At 73.0% G+C, this 17,808-nt stretch carries 15 protein-coding genes; 6 read left to right on the forward strand and 9 right to left on the reverse strand.

All coding sequences use genetic code 11. From position 1 onward, the window contains the following. Positions 1-28: 28 nt before the first annotated feature. From AAT21_RS27200 to AAT21_RS27220, 5 genes are read right to left on the reverse strand one after another with little or no spacing between them, the layout of a single operon-like run. The gene (locus tag AAT21_RS27200) at positions 29-937 is read right to left on the reverse strand and encodes an ABC transporter permease (protein ID WP_046779576.1); all 909 of its coding nucleotides are present in this window, start codon (positions 935-937) and stop codon (positions 29-31) included. After that, positions 934-1,767: an ABC transporter ATP-binding protein gene (locus tag AAT21_RS27205; protein WP_046779706.1), complete on the reverse strand. Its 834-nt coding sequence runs from the start codon at positions 1,765-1,767 to the stop codon at positions 934-936. The genes AAT21_RS27200 and AAT21_RS27205 overlap by 4 nt, the downstream gene beginning before the upstream one ends. A gap of 8 nt (positions 1,768-1,775) precedes the next feature. Further along, positions 1,776-2,819 (reverse strand): ABC transporter substrate-binding protein, encoded by a 1,044-nt coding sequence (locus tag AAT21_RS27210; RefSeq protein ID WP_046779577.1) that lies wholly within the window; start codon positions 2,817-2,819, stop codon positions 1,776-1,778. Between the two features lie 46 nt (positions 2,820-2,865). Further along, positions 2,866-3,483: an NADPH-dependent FMN reductase gene (gene ssuE, locus AAT21_RS27215; RefSeq protein ID WP_046779578.1), complete on the reverse strand. Its 618-nt coding sequence runs from the start codon at positions 3,481-3,483 to the stop codon at positions 2,866-2,868. A gap of 41 nt (positions 3,484-3,524) precedes the next feature. Then, positions 3,525-4,499, reverse strand: coding sequence for a TauD/TfdA dioxygenase family protein (locus AAT21_RS27220; protein ID WP_046779579.1), 975 nt, complete (start codon positions 4,497-4,499; stop codon positions 3,525-3,527). 1,718 nt (positions 4,500-6,217) lie between these two features. On the opposite strand from AAT21_RS27220, the gene mutA reads away from it, so the two are divergent. Genes mutA through meaB form a run of 3 tightly spaced genes read left to right on the forward strand, consistent with a single transcriptional unit; the run spans position 6,218 to position 11,257 of the window. Continuing rightward, positions 6,218-8,083 carry a methylmalonyl-CoA mutase small subunit gene (gene mutA / locus AAT21_RS27225; RefSeq protein ID WP_046779707.1) on the forward strand — a complete coding sequence of 622 codons (1,866 nt, stop codon included), beginning with the start codon at positions 6,218-6,220 and terminating at the stop codon, positions 8,081-8,083. After that, on the forward strand, positions 8,080-10,266 hold the full coding sequence (gene scpA, locus AAT21_RS27230) for a methylmalonyl-CoA mutase (protein ID WP_046779580.1): 2,187 nt from the start codon (positions 8,080-8,082) through the stop codon (positions 10,264-10,266). Before mutA ends, scpA begins: the two co-directional genes overlap by 4 nt. A 10-nt stretch (positions 10,267-10,276) precedes the next feature. Continuing rightward, on the forward strand, positions 10,277-11,257 hold the full coding sequence (gene meaB / locus AAT21_RS27235; RefSeq protein WP_046779581.1) for a methylmalonyl Co-A mutase-associated GTPase MeaB: 981 nt from the start codon (positions 10,277-10,279) through the stop codon (positions 11,255-11,257). A 123-nt stretch (positions 11,258-11,380) separates the two neighbouring features. Here meaB and AAT21_RS27240 read toward each other — a convergent pair whose 3' ends face one another. Continuing rightward, a complete protein-coding gene (locus AAT21_RS27240; RefSeq protein ID WP_046779582.1) occupies positions 11,381-12,382 on the reverse strand; it encodes an asparaginase in 1,002 nt (333 codons plus the stop codon). Between the two features lie 122 nt (positions 12,383-12,504). Between AAT21_RS27240 and AAT21_RS27245 the strand changes: the two genes are divergently transcribed. Next, positions 12,505-12,960 carry an Lrp/AsnC family transcriptional regulator gene (locus tag AAT21_RS27245; RefSeq protein ID WP_046779583.1) on the forward strand — a complete coding sequence of 152 codons (456 nt, stop codon included), beginning with the start codon at positions 12,505-12,507 and terminating at the stop codon, positions 12,958-12,960. 211 nt (positions 12,961-13,171) lie between these two features. On the opposite strand, the gene ddaH is transcribed toward AAT21_RS27245, so the two are convergent. Both ddaH and AAT21_RS27255 read right to left on the reverse strand, forming a co-directional pair. Further along, the gene (gene ddaH / locus AAT21_RS27250) at positions 13,172-14,002 is read right to left on the reverse strand and encodes a dimethylargininase (protein WP_046779584.1); all 831 of its coding nucleotides are present in this window, start codon (positions 14,000-14,002) and stop codon (positions 13,172-13,174) included. A gap of 120 nt (positions 14,003-14,122) precedes the next feature. Beyond that, a complete protein-coding gene (locus AAT21_RS27255; protein WP_046779585.1) occupies positions 14,123-14,623 on the reverse strand; it encodes a hypothetical protein in 501 nt (166 codons plus the stop codon). 364 nt (positions 14,624-14,987) lie between these two features. On the opposite strand from AAT21_RS27255, the gene AAT21_RS27260 reads away from it, so the two are divergent. Next, complete coding sequence (locus tag AAT21_RS27260) at positions 14,988-15,251, forward strand: hypothetical protein (RefSeq protein WP_046779586.1); 264 nt, start codon at positions 14,988-14,990, stop codon at positions 15,249-15,251. A 322-nt stretch (positions 15,252-15,573) separates the two neighbouring features. On the opposite strand, the gene AAT21_RS27265 is transcribed toward AAT21_RS27260, so the two are convergent. Next, positions 15,574-17,571: a UvrD-helicase domain-containing protein gene (locus AAT21_RS27265; RefSeq protein ID WP_046779587.1), complete on the reverse strand. Its 1,998-nt coding sequence runs from the start codon at positions 17,569-17,571 to the stop codon at positions 15,574-15,576. 22 nt (positions 17,572-17,593) lie between these two features. Here AAT21_RS27265 and AAT21_RS37785 point away from each other — a divergent pair, with 22 nt between their 5' ends. Continuing rightward, on the forward strand, positions 17,594-17,761 hold the full coding sequence (locus tag AAT21_RS37785) for a hypothetical protein (RefSeq protein WP_157879799.1): 168 nt from the start codon (positions 17,594-17,596) through the stop codon (positions 17,759-17,761). Positions 17,762-17,808: the final 47 nt, after the last annotated feature.

The raw sequence follows: 17,808 nt of genomic DNA on the forward strand, positions 1-17,808 counted from the left end.
GGGGCAGCGCGGGCCGGCCGGACGGGCGTCAGGAGGGGACGCGCCAGGTACTGAGCCTGCGTTCGATCGTGACCAGGAGCTGGTTGAAGGCGACGCCGATGGCGGAGATGGTGACGATGCCCGCGTACATCTGCGGGATCGCGAAGTTGAACTGCGAGGCGTTGATCAGGTAACCCAGACCCGCCTTCGCACCGATCATCTCGGCGGCCACGAGGACGAGGATGGACACGGCGCCGGCGAGCCGGATCCCGGTGAACACGGCCGGTACGGAGGCCGGAAGGATCACCTTCTGGAAGAGCCTCGGGGTGGACAGGTCCATCGAGCGGGCGAGCCGGACGAGCGTGGGATCGGCGTTGCCGACGGCGCTGATGGTGTTCAGCAGGATCGGCCAGACGCACGCGTAGACGACGATGGACACCTTCGAGGTCTCGCCGATGCCGAGCAGGAGCACGAAGACCGGCAGCAGGGCCAGCGCGGCGGTGTTGCGGAACACCTCCAGCAGCGGGCCGAGCAGGGCGGCGACCGGCCGGTACCAGCCGATGAGCAGTCCCAGCGGGACGGCCACGACGACGGCGATGGCGAAGCCGCCGAAGGAGCGGACCAGGCTGGCCCAGGTGTGCCGGCCGAGCTGGCCGTTGCCCAGGAGCTCCCACCAGGCGGCGGCCACCTCGCTGACCGGCGGCAGGAAGGTGGGGTCGGCCAGCCCCAGGCGGGGTGCGGTCTCCCAGACGGCGAGCAGCACGAGGATCGCCGCTGAGCGCAGGGACAGGGCCCGCAGCCGGCGGCCGAGCGCTCTGAGGGGCTGCCGGGCGGGGCGTACCGCGTGCCCGGCGTCGGGCGCCGGACGCGGCGGGGGCGCGGCGTGCCGTACTTCCCCGGCGGGGGCCGGGGCGGCGGGCCGCACGGCAGGGGCAGCGGTGTCGGTTCCGGTGCTCATACGGAGGCCTCCTCCTTCTCCAGTTGCTGGGCGCGGGCCACCTCGTCGTGGAGGAGGGTCCAGATCTCGTGGCGGTAGCGGGCGAACTCCGGGCTGGAGCGCAGTTCCTCGCCCTGTGGGCCGGTGCCGGTGCCGGTGCCAGTGCCGACCGCGGCGGTTTCCGGGCGTTCGCCGAAGGAGACGGGGACGATCTCCTTGATCCGACCCGGCCGGGAGGTCATGACGGCCACCTTCTGGCCGAGGTACACCGCCTCCTCGATGCCGTGGGTGATGAAGACGACGGTCTTGCCGGTGCGCTGCCAGATGCGGCGCAGCTCGTCCTGGAGGGACTCGCGGGTCTGGGCGTCGAGGGCGGCGAACGGCTCGTCCATCAGCAGCACGTCGGGGTCGTACGCCAGCGAGCGGGCGATGGCCACGCGCTGGCGCATGCCGCCGGAGAGCTGGTGCGGGTGTCGGTCCTCGAAGCCGGTCAGGCCGACGAGGTCGAGGAACTCCGTCGCCCGTGCCCTGCGTTCGCGGCGCGGGACACCGGTGGCCTCCAGGCCGAACTCGACGTTGCCGAGCGCCGTGCGCCAGGGCAGCAGCGCGTACTGCTGGAAGACGATGCCCCGGTCGAGGCCCGGCCCGGTGACCGGCTTGCCATCGAGCAGGATCCGGCCGGACGTCGGGGTGGACAGTCCGCCGAGGAGGTCCAGGAGGGTGGACTTGCCGCAGCCGCTGGGGCCGACGACCACGAGGAACTCGCCGCTGCGGATCTCCAGGTCAATGCCGTCGAGGGCCGTGAAGTCCCCGAAGGTCTTGCGGACGCCCTCGAACACGATCTTCGCCATGGCCGTCGTCACCCCTTCCCGTTTCCGTTGAACTCGTTGGTGTAGAGGTCGGCCGCCTTCAGCTGGCCCTCCTTGATGTCGCCGCGCTCGGCGAGCCAGTCCAGCCAGACCTGGAACTCCTTGTCGGAGATCCGGCCGCCGGTCTCCGCGACGCCGTACGAACGCCAGTACTTGAGGGTGGCGGTGTCCTCGTTGCGGCCGCGCTTGGTGACGATCTCCGTCATCCGGGCGATGACCTGGTCGTGCGGGGTGGTGCGGGACCACTCGATGGCCTTGCCCACGCCGGTGACGAAGGTCCGGACGGTGTCGGGGTTCTCCTTGACGAAGCGCTTCGTCATCACGTAGCTGCCCGCGCTGAACGGGCCGAGCAGCTCGAAGTCGGTGAAGAGCGGGCGGAGCCCGCCGGCGGCGAGGGCCTTGTCGCGCAGCACCCCGCCGAGGACGCCGACCTCGATCTGCTTCTGCCGCAGGACCTGTTCGGTGTTGACCGGCGGGACGACCAGGGATTCGACCTTGGCCGCGTCCGCCTTCGACACCCCGTTGCGCTTCAGGTAGATCTCCAGCATGGCCTCGGAGTGCGCGCCCAGGGTGTTCATGCCGACCTTCTTGCCGATCAGGTCGCGGGCGGTCCGGATGAGGCTGTCCTCCAGCACGTAGTAGCCGCTGTAGGAGTGCTGGTCGGAGCCGTAGTAGGAGATGACCGAGGTGATCGGGGCCTTGCTGGCGGCCAGCTTGACCACGGCCCCGTTGAAGGCGCCGCCGAAGTGGATCTGGCCGGTGGCGGCGGACTGGATGTCCTGCGGGCCGCTGATGGTGTTGCCGATCCACTCCAGCTTGACGTCGCCGAGGTAGCCGAGGTCGGCGGCGAGTTCGGGGAGCGTGACGGCACCCACGCTCCCCTGGTACTTCAGGGCGGTGACCTGGCCGGCGGAGCCGGAGCCGGATCCGCCGCCGGCGGTGGCCGTGCCGCAGCTCACCGCGGCCGCCGAGATGCCGAGCAGGGTCAGGAACTGGCGCCGGGAGGTGGTGGTCGAGGTGAGTGCTGCGGGCATGACGGATCCTTGTCGTACGGGTCGCGGGCGAGGGGCGGGGACGGACCTACGGGGCGGCGGCGGTGACGATGGCGGGGGCGGTGGCGGTGGCGGGGGCGGTGAGCAGCGAGGGGGCGGCGGTCGGCACGGGGGCGGCACGCAGGGCGTCCGCGAACTCGTCGACGGCCTGGAGGAGGTCGAGTTCCGCCTCGGGCCGCAGCCGGTCGGGGCCGGAGCCCCGCTCGACGGTGGAGTCCAGGACGAACCGGCCGGCGGTGACGTGCCGGGCTCCGAGGGCGGCCAGCACGGGGCGCAGGGCGTAGTCGATGGTCAGGACGTGCGCGAGGCTGCCGCCGGTGGCGAGCGGCAGCACCGTCTTGCCGGCGAGGCCGTCCTGCGGGAGCAGGTCGAGGAAGGCCTTGAGCAGGCCGGTGTACGAGGCCTTGTAGACGGGGGTCGCGATGATCAGGCCGTCGGCCTCGGCGACGGCCTCGAGAGCGCGGCGGATCTCGGGCTCGCCGCGGCGGGCGGCGAGCAGGTCTGCGGCGGGGAGCTCGCGCACGGCCAGGGTGGCGGTCTCGAAGCCGACGTGGGCGTGGGTGAGGTGGCGCAGCGCGTGGTCGGCGACGACCGCGGTACGGGAGTGGGCGGAGGGGCTGCCGGTGAGGGCGAGCAGCTTGGGCACGGTGGCTCCTTGAGCGGCGTACGGACTCTGACGACGGCGGGTCAGGCGACTGAACCGGAGCCGGTGGCGGCGGAACCGGAACGGGTGGAGGCGCCGGACGGGATCCCGAAGGAGGGGTCCGGGACGGTCTCCGGGCTGATCAGGCGGGACGGGACCCCGTCGGGGCCGACCGGGACGTCGCCGTCGACGGTGACGCGGCGCAGCGTGCGCTCGTGGTCGTCGGAGTCGTCCACGCCGTAGTGCTGGGTGGCGCGGTTGTCCCAGATCGCGACGTCACCGGGCTGCCACTGCCAGCGGACGGTGTTCTCGGGACCCTCGATGTGGGCCTGGAAGAGGTCGAGCAGCGCGCGGCTGTCCCGGCCGGTGAGGCCCTGGATCCGCTGGACGAAGTTGCCGAGCAGCAGGGTGCGCTCGCCGGTCTCGGGGTGGACGCGGACCACGGGGTGCTCGGTGAGGAACGTGGTGGAGGTGAACACCTCGCGGTACTGGGCCAGGGCCTCGGGAAGGACGTCGGGCCGCAGGGCGGCGTAGTCGTACTCGTTGGAGTGCACCGCGCGCAGGCCGTCGGCGAGTGCGCGGAGCGGCTCGGGGAGGCCGGCGTAGGCGGTGGCCGTGTTGGCCCAGAGGGTGTCACCGCCGTACGGGGGGATGGTGACGGCCCGGAGGATGGAGAAGGCGGGGTAGGCGGGGACGAAGGTGACGTCGGTGTGCCACTGGTTGGCGCGGGCGCCGTGGTGGGAGTCGATGCCGAGGGCGTAACGGCCGTCCGCGGAGGGCACGGTGGGGTGCGCGACGGGTGCACCGAGCAGCTCGGCGAAGGCCTCGTGGGCGGCCTCGTCGAGGTGCCCCTGGCCGCGGAAGAAGACGACCTTGTGGGCGAGCAGGGCGGCCCGGATCCCGGCGACATCGGCGTCGCCCAGACCCCCGCCGAGCCGGACGCCGCCGATCTCGGCGCCGATACGCCCGCCGATCTTCGTGACGGTGAGCGTGGTGGCGGTGTGGGTGGCAGTGGCCATGGTGACTCCTCGGTAAGGCTGCGGGGGCTACTTCCGCAGCGGCAGAAACAGAGCGGTGCGGGGCTGTACGGATACGGCTCCGGAAGCCGTGCCGGCGCCGTGCGGGGCCGGTTCGGTACGGGTGCGGCCGCGACGGCGGGCGCGGGCTCGATACGGGTGCCGGGATCGACAGGGGGGATGCGAGGGCGGCGGGTTCGAAACGGGCGCGGGTTGGGGCAGTGCGGTACGGGTGATGCGTACGGGGCGGGCCCGGAGGCGTCGGACCGAGGTCGCGGAGGGCCCTCGGTCCCCCGCCCCGGGCGGATCCGCCCGTCGGCCGCGTCGAGGCTCGCAGACCGCCGGGCTCGTGACCCGGCCGACCTGTCGGCCGTGAACGGCCGGACCACCGGCCGGCGCCCGCCGACCACGCGGCCCGTGGGGCTCGGGGCCAGGACCGGCCAACCGCCGCTCCGGCCCCCGGACCGTAGGGCCGCGGTGCCCGGTCAGCCGGGCCTGCAACCCGCCGGACCGGCCCCTGGACCGCAGCCCGTCTCATGGTCATCGGACCAGCAGTTCGAGCAGCGGCCCGCGGACTCCACAGGCCATCAGGCCTTCGGGCTGGTGAGCCCTGTCAGCCTGGGGAACACAGGCCCGGGTCCCCGGGCCGGCGGAGCGCGCAGCCGTCCCGTCAGGCCTGCGGGCCACCGGACCGACCACGGGTGTCCGCTGCACGTCGCCGCCGCCCGGCCATGGGGCTGCGGCAGCCGGCCGGTCCGTTGCCGGTCCGTCCGTGCGGATCGCCGCCGCCACGCGGCGGTGCGATGCGCAGGTGCCGGGCTGCGGAAGATGTCAGGGGCGACAGGGGGCCGGACAGCGGCCCGGACACTGGCCCGGCGCGGTGCGGGGGCCGGGGGTGCGGAGCCGCGGGGCGAGGTGTTCGTTCGCGGTCATGTCCCGGAGCGTGTCAGTGCCCCGGACCTGGGTCAACCCACGTCCGCAGCCACCCCGCGCATGCCTCGCCGCCCCCCACGTCCACCCCGTACACCTGGTCCGACCTGCCCTTTCCCCCGTACGACGCCCCACTCGCCACCCCGCCCCGGCGGCCGAAAACCGTGGCCGGATTTCACGGTGCCGCAATCCGGCCGCCACGCGTTCGCCGGGATCGGCACCTGCCGCCCGGCGGAGGAGCCGCCTACCGTGCTGTTGCGCGAGCTGCCCGGGCCCGGCGGCGGCCGCCGGATGCCTGCGGGCGGCGCCCGCCGGCACCGCTCTCGGCGCCGCGACCGGACGCCGTGGCCGGACGCCGTGGCCGGACGCCGCAGCGGGCCGGACCCCTCCGCCGCGGCCGGCGGGCCGGGCCGCTCCGGCGCGGTAGCCGGCCGGGCCGCTCCGTCCCGCTGCCGGTGGCCCTCGCCGATCGGCAGCTGTGTGGGCGGGGCCGGGCGGCGTCCGTTCTGTCGGATGTCTGCAATCCGGCGGGCCTGGTCGTGACCGTGTCGGCGGGCTTCCTGCGCGAGGGGCGCTCGGAGGAGGTGCGGGGTGCCGCGCTGGAGGTCTCGCGCGTCTGCGACGGCTCCACACGGATCGCGGTCCCGCGCGCGGGTGCGGCCGGGCTGCCGGGGGCCGCCGCAACCGTGCTGCTCAGCCGGGTGTTCCCGGACCCGGCCGCACGCTCCGAGAGGGGGAGATCACACCCGCCGGTATGGTGCCACCTGAGCGCGCTCCCCTACATTCGAGCCATGACGGTCCTGCCTGACGACGGGCTCTCCCTGGCCGCCGAGTTCCCTGACGCGACGCATGAGCAGTGGCAGCGCCTTGTAGAAGGCGTACTGCGCAAGTCGGGCAAGGAAGCATCCGGCGAGGCCGCAGAAGATGCGCTGTCCACCCGACTCGAGGACGGGCTCACCACCCGCCCGCTGTACACCGCGCCGTCCGACGGGACGGTGCCCGACACCGGTTTCCCCGGCTTCGCCCCCTTCGTCCGCGGAGGCAGGCCGGAAGGCACCACCGCGAACGGCTGGGACGTGCGCCAGCGCCTCGCGGGCACCGATCCGCAGCGCCTGAACGAGGCGGCCCTCGCGGACCTGGAGAACGGGGTCACCTCCCTCTGGCTCACCGTGGGCCGCGGCGGCATCCCGGCCGACGGTCTCGCCCGGGCCCTGGACGGGGTCTACCTGGACCTCGCCCCGATCGCCCTGGACGCCGGAGCCGACTACGCGGGGGCCGCCCGCGCCCTGCTGGACCTGTTCGCCGAGCGTTCGGTGGCTCCGGAGGCCGTGCGGGCCTCCCTGGGTGCCGACCCGCTGGGCCACGAGGCCCGGACCGGCGAGGCGCTGGACCAGGCCGCCGCCGTCGAGCTGGCCCGGGAGGCCGCCGCCGGCCTGCCCGGGGTGCGGGCGCTGACCGTGGACGCCCTGCCCTACCACGAGGCCGGCGGCAGCGCCGCCGAGGAGCTGGGGCTCTCGCTGGCCACCGGCGTCGCCTACCTGCGCGCCCTCTCCGCAGGTGGGCTGAGCGTCGAAGCCGCTCTCGGTCAGCTGGAGTTCCGCTACGCCGCGACCGCGGACCAGTTCCTCACCATCGCCAAGTTCCGTGCCGCTCGCCGGCTGTGGGCCCGGATCGCCGAGGCCTCGGGGGCCCCGGAGGCGGGTGCCCAGTGCCAGCACGCCGTGACCTCGCCGGTGATGATGACCCGCCGCGACCCGTGGGTGAACATGCTGCGCACCACCGTGGCCTGCATGGCCGCGGGCGTGGGCGGGGCCGACTCGGTCACCGTGCTCCCCTTCGACAACGAACTGGGCCTGCCGGACGCCTTCGCGCGCCGCATCGCCCGCAACACCTCCACGATCCTGCTGGAGGAATCGCACCTGGCCCGGGTGATCGACCCGGCCGGCGGTTCGTACTACGTCGAGCGCCTCACCGACGAACTCGCCCACGCCGCCTGGGAGTTCTTCCGGACGGTGGAGAAGGCCGGCGGCATGGCCGCCGCCCTGCGCTCCGGCCTGGTCACCGAACGCCTCGCCGCCACCTGGGCGGAGCGCTCCAAGAAGCTGGCCAGGCGGCGCGAGCCGATCACCGGGGTCAGCGAGTTCCCGCTGCTGTCGGAGAAGCCGGTCGTCCGCGAGCCGGCGCCCGCGGCTCCCACGGGCGGCCTGCCGCGCGTCCGGCGCGACGAGGCGTACGAGGCCCTGCGCGCCCGCAGCGACGCGCACCTGGCGGCGACCGGCGCCCGGCCGAGGATCTTCCTCGCCGCGCTGGGCCCGGCGGCCGCGCACACCGCGCGTGCCACCTTCGCCTCGAACCTGTTCCAGGCGGGCGGGATCGAGTCCGTGCACGACCCGGTGTCGGTGAACGCGGAGACGGCCGCCGAGGCGTACGCCGCGAGCGGCGCCGACGGCATGGCCGTGCTCTGCTCCAGCGACGCCCTGTACGAGGAGCAGGCCGCGGCGGTGGCCGGAGCGCTGCGCGCCGCAGGCGCCACGACCGTCTTCCTCGCCGGCCGGCCGGGCACCGCAGAGGCTTCCGTGGACGAGTACGTCTTCGCCGGCTGTGACGCCGTCGCCGTGCTGTCCTCCGTACTCGACCGGATGGGAGTGCCCGCATGAGCATCCCCGATTTCTCCGAGCTGGCGCTCGGTCCCACCGCCGCCGCCGGGGTCTCGGAGGAGCAGTGGCGCTCCTCGGTGAAGGAGTCCACCGGCACCGCGGCCGCCGACCTGCTGTGGGAGACGCCCGAGGGCATCGGCGTCAAGCCGCTCTACACCGGGCGGGACGTGGAGGGTCTGGACTTCCTGCGCACGTACCCGGGCGTGGCCCCGTACCTGCGCGGCCCGTACCCGACGATGTACGTCAACCAGCCCTGGACGATCCGGCAGTACGCCGGCTTCTCCACGGCCGAGGAGTCGAACGCCTTCTACCGCCGCAACCTGGCGTCCGGTCAGAAGGGCCTGTCGGTGGCCTTCGACCTGCCCACGCACCGCGGCTACGACAGCGACCACCCGCGCGTGACCGGTGACGTCGGCATGGCGGGCGTGGCGATCGACTCGATCTACGACATGCGGCAGCTGTTCGACGGAATCCCGCTGGACAAGATGTCGGTGTCGATGACGATGAACGGCGCGGTGCTGCCCGTCCTCGCGCTGTACATCGTGGCGGCGGAGGAGCAGGGGGTCTCCCCCGACAAGCTCGCCGGGACCATCCAGAACGACATCCTCAAGGAGTTCATGGTCCGCAACACCTACATCTACCCGCCGAAGCCCTCGATGCGGATCATCTCCGACATCTTCGCGTTCACCTCGCAGAAGATGCCGCGGTACAACTCGATCTCCATCTCCGGCTACCACATCCAGGAGGCCGGTGCCACGGCCGACCTGGAGCTGGCGTACACCCTCGCGGACGGCGTGGAGTACCTGCGGGCGGGGCAGGCGGTGGGGCTGGACGTGGACGCGTTCGCGCCGCGCCTGTCGTTCTTCTGGGCGATCGGCATGAACTTCTTCATGGAGGTCGCGAAGCTGCGCGCGGCCCGCCTGCTGTGGGCGAAGCTGGTGAAGCAGTTCGACCCGAAGAACGCCAAGTCGCTGTCGCTGCGCACGCATTCGCAGACCTCGGGCTGGTCGCTGACGGCGCAGGACGTCTTCAACAACGTGACGCGTACCTGCATCGAGGCGATGGCGGCGACCCAGGGGCACACCCAGTCGCTGCACACCAACGCCCTCGACGAGGCGCTCGCGCTGCCGACGGACTTCTCGGCGCGCATCGCCCGCAACACCCAGCTGCTGCTGCAGCAGGAGTCGGGGACCTGCCGGTCGATCGACCCGTGGGGCGGCAGCGCGTACGTGGAGAAGCTGACGTACGACCTGGCGCGGCGGGCCTGGCAGCACATCGAGGAGGTCGAGGCGGCCGGCGGCATGGCGCAGGCCATCGACGCGGGCATCCCGAAGCTGCGGGTGGAGGAGGCCGCGGCGCGCACGCAGGCGCGGATCGACTCGGGCCGGCAGCCGGTGATCGGCGTCAACAAGTACCGCGTGGAGAACGACGAGGCGATCGACGTCCTCAAGGTCGACAACTCCTCGGTGCGCAGCCAGCAGATCGCCAAGCTGCGGCGGCTGCGCGAGGAGCGCGACGAGGCGGTCACCCAGGACACGCTGCGGGCGCTGACGAACGCGGCGGAGCGCGGCGACGGCAACCTGCTGGCCCTGGCGGTGGACGCGGCGCGCGCCAAGGCGACCGTGGGTGAGATCTCTGACGCACTGGAGAAGGTGTACGGGCGGCACGCGAGCCAGATCCGTACGATCGCGGGGGTGTACCGCAACGAAGCAGGCGAGTCCCCGTCCGTGGAGCGCACCCGTGCGCTGGTGGACCGGTTCGAGGAGGCGGAGGGACGTCGCCCGCGCATCCTGGTGGCCAAGATGGGCCAGGACGGGCACGACCGCGGCCAGAAGGTGATCGCGACCGCCTTCGCGGACCTGGGCTTCGACGTGGACGTCGGCCCGCTGTTCCAGACCCCGGCGGAGGTGGCCCGGCAGGCCGTCGAGGCGGACGTCCACGTGGTGGGCGTGTCGTCGCTGGCGGCCGGCCACCTGACCCTCGTACCGGCACTGCGCGAGCAGCTGGCGGAGGAGGGCCGCGAGGACATCATGATCGTCGTGGGTGGGGTGATCCCGCCCGCCGATGTCCCGACGCTGCTGGAGATGGGCGCGACCGCGGTGTTCCCGCCCGGAACGGTCATCCCGGACGCGGCCCACGACCTGGTGACGCGGCTGGCCGCGGACCTGGGCCACGAGCTGTAGGCGGGCGCCGGTGCCGAGGATCGACATCGAGGCGTACGCGAAGGGGGTGCTCGACGGGAAGCGCGCGTTCATCGCGCGGGCGATCACCCTCGTCGAGTCCACCCTGCCCGCTCACCGGGCGCTCGCGCAGAACCTGTTGACGGAGCTGCTGCCGCACGCGGGCCGGGCTCGCCGGATCGGCATCAGCGGGGTGCCGGGGGTGGGCAAGTCCACCTTCATCGATGCCTTCGGCACCATGCTGACCGGGCTCGGCCACCGGGTCGCGGTGCTCGCGGTGGACCCGTCGTCGACGCGTACGGGCGGCTCCATCCTGGGTGACAAGACCCGGATGGAGCGGCTGTCGGTGGATCCGGCGGCGTTCGTGCGGCCGTCGCCGTCGGCGGGCACGCTGGGCGGGGTCGCCAAGGCCACGCGCGAGTCGATGATCGTGATGGAGGCGGCGGGCTACGACGTGGTCCTCGTCGAGACGGTCGGCGTGGGCCAGTCGGAGACCACGGTGGCGGGGATGGTCGACTCCTTCCTGCTGCTGTCCCTGGCCCGTACGGGCGACCAGCTGCAGGGCATCAAGAAGGGCGTCCTGGAGCTGGCCGACGTGCTGGCGGTGAACAAGGCGGACGGCCCGCACGAGCGCGACGCGAAGGCCGCCGCCCGCGAACTGTCGGGCGCGCTGCGGCTGATGCACCCGGTGGACGCGGCCTGGACGCCGCCGGTCCTGACGTGCAGCGCCCGGGAGTCGGCGGGCCTGGACGAGGTGTGGAACCGCCTGGAGCAGCATCGGACCCTGCTGGAGGCGGGCGGCCGGCTGGCGGCGAAGCGGGCGGCGCAGCAGGTGGAGTGGACCTGGTCGATGGTCCGCGACGAGCTGCTGGAGCGGCTGCGCGCGGACCCGGCCGTACGGGAACTCGCGCCGGACCTGGAGGCGGCGGTACGGGCAGGCTCGGTCACCCCGACCTCGGCGGCGGACCGCATCCTGTCGGCCTTCGGCGGCTGACCCCGGCCGCGGGCCGCCATCGCGGGCCACGCGCCGGCCGCGGGGGCCGCGGGACGAAAGGGCCGTGCCCCTGGGCCCGGACCTGTGTCCGGGGGCCAGGGGCACGCTCACGCCGTCACGCGGTCAGGCCTCGACGAGTACCGGGCCGGCCGGAGTCAGGGACTCGCGGAGGATGCGGGCCTGTTCCGCCGTGTCGTCGGTGGCGAGGAGGGCGGAGAGGACCGCGATACGAGCCTGGCCGGCGCGGAGGGTGCCCGTGGGGACGGCGCCGGCCGCGACGAGGTCCACCGCGCCGCCGTGGGTGTAGATCTCGGTGACCGGTCCGGCCATGACGCGGGTGGTCAGGGCGACCAGCACGCCGCCGGCCACGGCCGCGCGGACCGCTTCCACGATCTCGGGGGTGGCGTTGCCCGCGCCGGTCCCGATGAGGACGATGCCGCGGGCGCCGGCCTCGACGGCGGCGTTCAGGAGCACCGGGTCGGCGTCGGCGTGGTGCATCACCACGTCGACGCGGGGCGGGAGCTCGGGCATCGCGGGGAGCGGGAGCGCGGCGGGGCGCCGGGGGGTGCGCAGGAGGGTGACCTTGCCGAAGCCGACCTTGCCGAGCAGCTCCGTGGAGGGGTCCGCGAACGCGTCCAGGTCCACGGCCTGCGTCTTCACGGTGCCGCGGGCGGCGTGCACGCGTCCGGCGAAGGCGATCAGGACGCCGAGGCCGCGGGTGGTGGCGGCGGTGAGCAGCGCGTCGTAGAGGTTGCCCGGTCCGTCGCCGTCGGCGGTGCCCATGGGCCGCTGCGAGCCGGTGAAGACCACGGGGCGGGGGTCGTGGTGGTGGAGGTCGACGAGGAACGCCGACTCCTCCAGGGTGTCGGTGCCGTGGGTGACGACGATGCCGTCGACGCCGGGGTCGGCGAGCACCTCGTGCACGGTACGCAGGAGGGTGAGCTGGTGGGCCGTGGTGAGCCGGGGGCTGTTCACACTGAACAGGTCGACGACCTCGACGGTCATGTCCTCCGGCAGCGGCGCCGTGGCGATGACCTCGTTCCCGTCGGCGTCCGCGGCGAAGCCGGAGCCCTGCCAGCGGCTGGCTATCGTGCCGCCGGTGCTGATGACGACGATCCGTCCCATGCTGCGTGGCCGCCCTTCACTCGTACATATGTACTCAAAGCAGCAATGATAGAGCGATCTGCGCGCAATAGGCTTGCGCCTTCCGCCCGGGTGGGCGGGAAAGCATGGGTGATAATTGCGCCATGGACGCCATTGACCGCGATATCTTGCGCGAGCTCCAGGCCGACGGACGGCTGAGCAACCAGGAGCTGGCCCAGCGGGTGGGGCTGACGCCGTCGCCCTGTATGCGCCGGGTGCGCCAGCTGGAGCAGGACGGCGTGATCCAGGGCTACCGCGCCGTGATCGACCCGGAGGCCGTCGAGCGCGGCTTCGAGGTGCTGGTCTCGGTCGAGGTGCGCCGTGACCGGGCCGCGGTCGAGGCCTTCGAGGCCGCCCTCCAGGACATCCCGGACGTGATCGAGGCGTACCGGCTCTTCGGGAGCCCGGGCTGCCTGCTGCGGATCGCCGTCGCGGACCTGCGTGCGTACGAGCGGCTGTGGATCGAGAAGCTGACCGCCCTCACCGGTATCACCGAGGTCAACTCGCAGATCATCATGAAGCGCATCAAGGAGCCGACCGGCCTGCCGGTGGACCGCTGACCCGTACGGGCCGAATGGGCGGCGGGAATTCAAAAACATCCGAGCGAACGCATAAGAATTCACAACCCCCGGTGTGCGGCCCGCGATACGGCTGTGATGCTGTCCCGTCGACGGGGACCGCACCACAGCCGTTTCCCGCATTACCCGAGGCCGATTCCCGGCGGACGCCGCATCGGAAAGCGGGCCCGGCCCACCGAGGAGGGCGGGAGGGTCAGACGGCCGGCGCCGGACGCAGTTCCAGCGTGCAGCACTTGGCGCTGCCGCCGGCCTTGAGCAGCTCGGACAGATCGACACCGATCGGCTCGAACCCGCGCTCCGCGAGCCGGCCGGCCAGCCCCCGCGCCTGCTCGGGCAGGACCACGTGCAGGCCGTCGGAGACGGCGTTCAGCCCGAACGCCACCGCGTCGGCCTCCTCGGCCAGGACCGCGCCCGGGAACCGGTCCGCGAGCACCTCGCGGCTCTCCGGGGAGAACGCCGCCGGGTAGTACATGATCTCGTCGCGGTCGAGGACCGCCAGCGCGGTGTCGAGGTGGTAGAACCGCGGGTCGACCAGCGTCAGCCCGAGGATCGCCCGCCCGAAGAACTCCTCCGCCTCCTGCTGCGCGCGCGGGTCGCTGCGGAACCCGCTGCCCGCCAGGAGCGTGTCGCCGGCGAGCAGGAAGTCACCCTCGCCCTCGTTGACGTACTCCGCCTGACGGACCTCTCCCCAGCCCCGCTCCGCGAACCAGTCCAGGTACGCCGGGGACTCCCCCGCCCGGTACTCGTGCCGGAAGCGGGCGACGAGCACCCGCCCGTCCAGCACGGTCGCCCCGTTGGCCGCGAACACCATGTCCGGCAGGTCGGGCACCGGCTCGATGAGGTCGATCCGGTGCCCCAGCTCGACGAACAGGTCGTGCAGCCGCTTCCACTGGGAAAGGCTGGTTTCCGTCACCGTGGGCTGCGTGGGATCCATCCATGGATTGATCGAATACCGTACGTCGAAGTAATGCGGACGGCACATCAGATAATGCCGCGGCCTTGCCGTTCGCCCAGATCTGCTCATGGTTTCCCTCGATGCGGAGATGGTTCACGGATACCTCGCGCCACGATATCCAGGCCGTCGCCACACTCGACAGGATCGGGTGAACAGGTGGCCAATTTCCGCTTTCAGGCATGGTTTCTTTCAGGGCATGGCGTCCAGCACGGCGTCCAGAGTGAGCTTCCACATCGGCTCGGCTCCGGTCCCGAACGCCGCGGCGAGCGCGTATCCGACGGCCGCCTCGTACGCCTCCGGCTGCCCGCCCTCCCACTCGGCGCTCACCCGCCCGTCCCCGGTCGACACGAACATCCCGAGTTCCACGCCGTCGCGGGACAGCCGGCTGCCGTCGAGCGAGACCGGCACGAACCGCAGGCTTCCGACGTCGACCCGGTAGGACGTACGGGTCAGGAACCCCTTGGCGGGCCGCAACTCCGTCTCCACGCCCCCGACGTGCATCAGCAGGTGTTCGGGGTCCCTGGTCCCGATCGGCACCTGGCTGTCCACCTCCGCCCCGTCGGTCCGCCGCACCTCGACCCGCGGTACCCCGTCCCCGTCCACGACGAGGGTCCCCGCCTCGTGGTCGAGTTCGACGGTGACCGTCCCGAACTGCGGATCCTCTGCGGGCGGGTACGCGTACGACTCCATCGCCTGTTCCTTGCTCTCCTGTACTGGGAGGACCATTGTCGGGGATCACCGAGCCACAAGATCAACATCTCTCGGCGGAAGGCCTGGCCTCCGGGCCGGTGTCCTCCCCCATGGTCCACCGGACGCCGGGCCGCTGGCGGGCCAGGCGCCGGCCGCCGGCCGCCGTCCGCCGCCCTGTGGAACTCCCGGTTGTACGGGCCTGCCATCGCGTACGGGGCGCGGCCTGCCCCCTCGCCCGTGGCGGCCCGCCCGGCTTCCCGGCCGCCTTCCCGACTTCTTTGACGCAGCCCGCTTCCACGGCTGTACTGCTGGCAGAGCTTGTTCCGGCCGGCGCGGCCCGGCCGGAGACCGACAGGAGGACCGGGTGGAACCGACACTGCTCCTCGCCACCGTCGTCCTCGCCGCCCTGGTGATCCGGGCGGCGGTCGAAGAGCTGAGGGAACCGGGCCGGGGCCGGGCCCGGTGGGCGTTCCTCAAGGACCGGCGGGCCCTGGCGGCCGGTGCGGTCGTCACGGTCGCGCTCGGCTCCCTGGGCTGGCTGCTCGGCGGCGGCCAGGGCCTGGTCTGGGCGTGCCTGGCCGGCGTCCTGGCCGCGTACGCCACGAATTCGCGCGGGCGCGACACGTAGCGGATGTCGTGCCGATCAGGCCGGGCTCAGCCGGAGGAGCTCGCGGGCCGGCCGAGCAGACGGGCCCCGATCGCCGCGGTCCGCAGGGTGCAGCGGTGCCGCCGGCCGGCCGGGTCGTGCCGGGTGAGGGTCGGATGCGCTGGAGCCGGTACGTCAGCGCGCGCACGCTGAGGCAGAGCAGCCGGGCGGCCTCGGTGGCCACCAGGATGTGCCGGTTCCCGAAGCGTGCGGCACGCTCTGCCGGCTTGCCGAGATCGCTGCGCCCGTCGACAGGGCCGAGGGTGTCACGGCACGCAGGTCCCAGCCGCGCCGGTGCGCGGCCTCATCGCCGGGGGGCCGGCGGGCCGGTGACGCTGCCCAGCCACAGCAGGTCGCGGGCCCGGGTCATGGCCACGAAGAGCCGGCTGCGCACGAGTTCCGCACGCTCCCGCGCCGTGTCGGTCTCCGGCGCCGTGTCCGTGAGCGCGGTGTCGTACCGGGGCAGGAAGACATTCTTGAACTCCAGTCCCTTCGCCCGGGGATAGGTGCCCAGCTTGACGGCGTCGACGGGGTTGCCGTCGTACTGCTCCAGCGGGCGCACCGGGATCTCGGCCCGTGCGAGCAGCCGCTGGTAGTGGCCGAGGGCCCGTCTGGAGGGGCACAGCAGGGCGGTGTCGGCGAGCGCGCCGTCGGGCAGCACCCGCAGGGCGCCCACCAGCTCCCGGTCGTGGGCCTCCGCCGTGGGCTCGGCGACGCGTACGACGTCCCCGTCGTGGTAGGTGAGATCGACGTCGCGGCGGCCCGGCGTGGGCACTCCGTCGATGTCCTCGAACACGTCGTCGGCGACGAGGGCGAGGGCGGCGTCCAGGATCTGCCTGCTGTTGCGGTAGTTGGTGCGCAGCACCTGCCCGCGGTCGCCGCGGATGTCGATGCCGGCGTCGGTAAGGCGGAAGCCGCCTGGGTACACAGTCTGCTGGCCGTCGCCGACGAGCAGCAGACCGTTGGGGGCATCGCCGACGAGCGCGTGCAGGAGCCGCACCCCGACCAGCGTCAGGTCCTGGACCTCGTCCACGACGACGGCGGCGTACGGGGGCGGTCCGCCTTCCTGCGACGCCTGCGCGAGGGCCATGGACAGCACGTCGTTGAAATCGTGCACGCCGCGCTCATGACGCCGCGCCTCGTACTCCTCGTACAGCTCCCACACGGCCTGCCGCTGCGTACGGTGCAGGCTCGCCCTCCGCCGTCGCCTCGGGACGACCGCGTAGTCCTCGAACCGCGTCAGGCCGCGCCCCTTGATGACGTGGTCGATCTCCTCATGCCAGTACCCAGGCCCCGGGTCGATCCGGACCAGCAGGCTCTCCCGCCCGACGTGCGTCCAGGCGCGGCTGAAGGCGGTCTCGGCCTTGTCCCCGTTCAACCGCACCGGTACGCCCCGCTCCTGCAGGAACTCCTGGGCCCAGGAGTGCAGGCTGCGGAAGTCCACCCGGTCGGCGACGGCGGGGGCCATGGTCCGCAGGAAGGTGCTCTGCACGCGGGGCAGGTTGTTGGCGAAGGTGACGTACAGGATGCGGCCCGTGGTCCGCCTGGCCAGGTGGGCCGCGCGGTGCAGCGCGACGACGGTCTTGCCGGTGCCCGCCGGTCCGCTGATGCGTGCCGGTCCGGACCAGTTGCGGCGTACGAGCGCCACCTGGTCCGGGTGCAGAAAGGTCATCCACTGCTCGATCGGCGCCCGCCGCGCCCCTTCCAGGGCCGCGTCCCGCAGCCCGTCCAGATCGAACAGCCCGTCGGAACCCGGGTGGAGCGACGGAGCGGCTCCCTGCTGGAGCGCGAGCCCTTCTTTGCCGGGGAGGACCCGCTCCAGATGGTCGGCGATCGCCCGAACGGACTCGGCCCGCAGCCGGCGCGGCTGCGCCAGCAGCACCCGCCCGACCTCCTGTTCGCCGAGCACCCGTATCCGTCCGTGCCCGTGGTCAGGGCCCTGCCCGGCCGCCACCATGACGGGCTGCACCGCCACCGGCGACATCCCGAGCGACGCGACGGCACTCTCGGTGACCCTGGTCGCCGCGAGCAGCCCGGCCGCACCCCCGTCCCCGGCGCCGACCCCGGCCCCCGGCCCGACGCCGACGACGAACACCCCGCCGGGTCCGACCAGCACCACGTCCCCGCGGCCGACGAGCAACCGCCACCCGCGGGCGGTCAGCACCAGCAACTGCGCGAGGACCCGCCGCTCCCCTTCCCCGGCCGCCCCTCGCCGCTCCCGCACCTGCCGCCGGGCGGCCTCCCACTGCTCACGCAGCAACCGCTCCTGCCGCCGCGCCTCCTGCGACAACCCAGCCCCCATGCCAAGCCCCCTCACACAAGGAGTGACGATCATAGGACGCAAAGCCACCACCCGGGCAGACCGCGTACCCGCTGTCTCACATCACCGCCACCACCGCGGCCTGAAGAGCGACGAGACCGGCATGTACGGCGAATACCGCACCCGGCGGCTCGTGCTCACCCCGTACGAACGGATGGCCGCGGCCGGTTGAGCCCGGAGCAGCCCCTCGTGGACGGCGAGACCTACGTCTCGATTCGT

The organism is Streptomyces yangpuensis (assembly GCF_001005295.1).
In the GTDB taxonomy this organism is placed as follows: domain Bacteria; phylum Actinomycetota; class Actinomycetes; order Streptomycetales; family Streptomycetaceae; genus Streptomyces; species Streptomyces yangpuensis.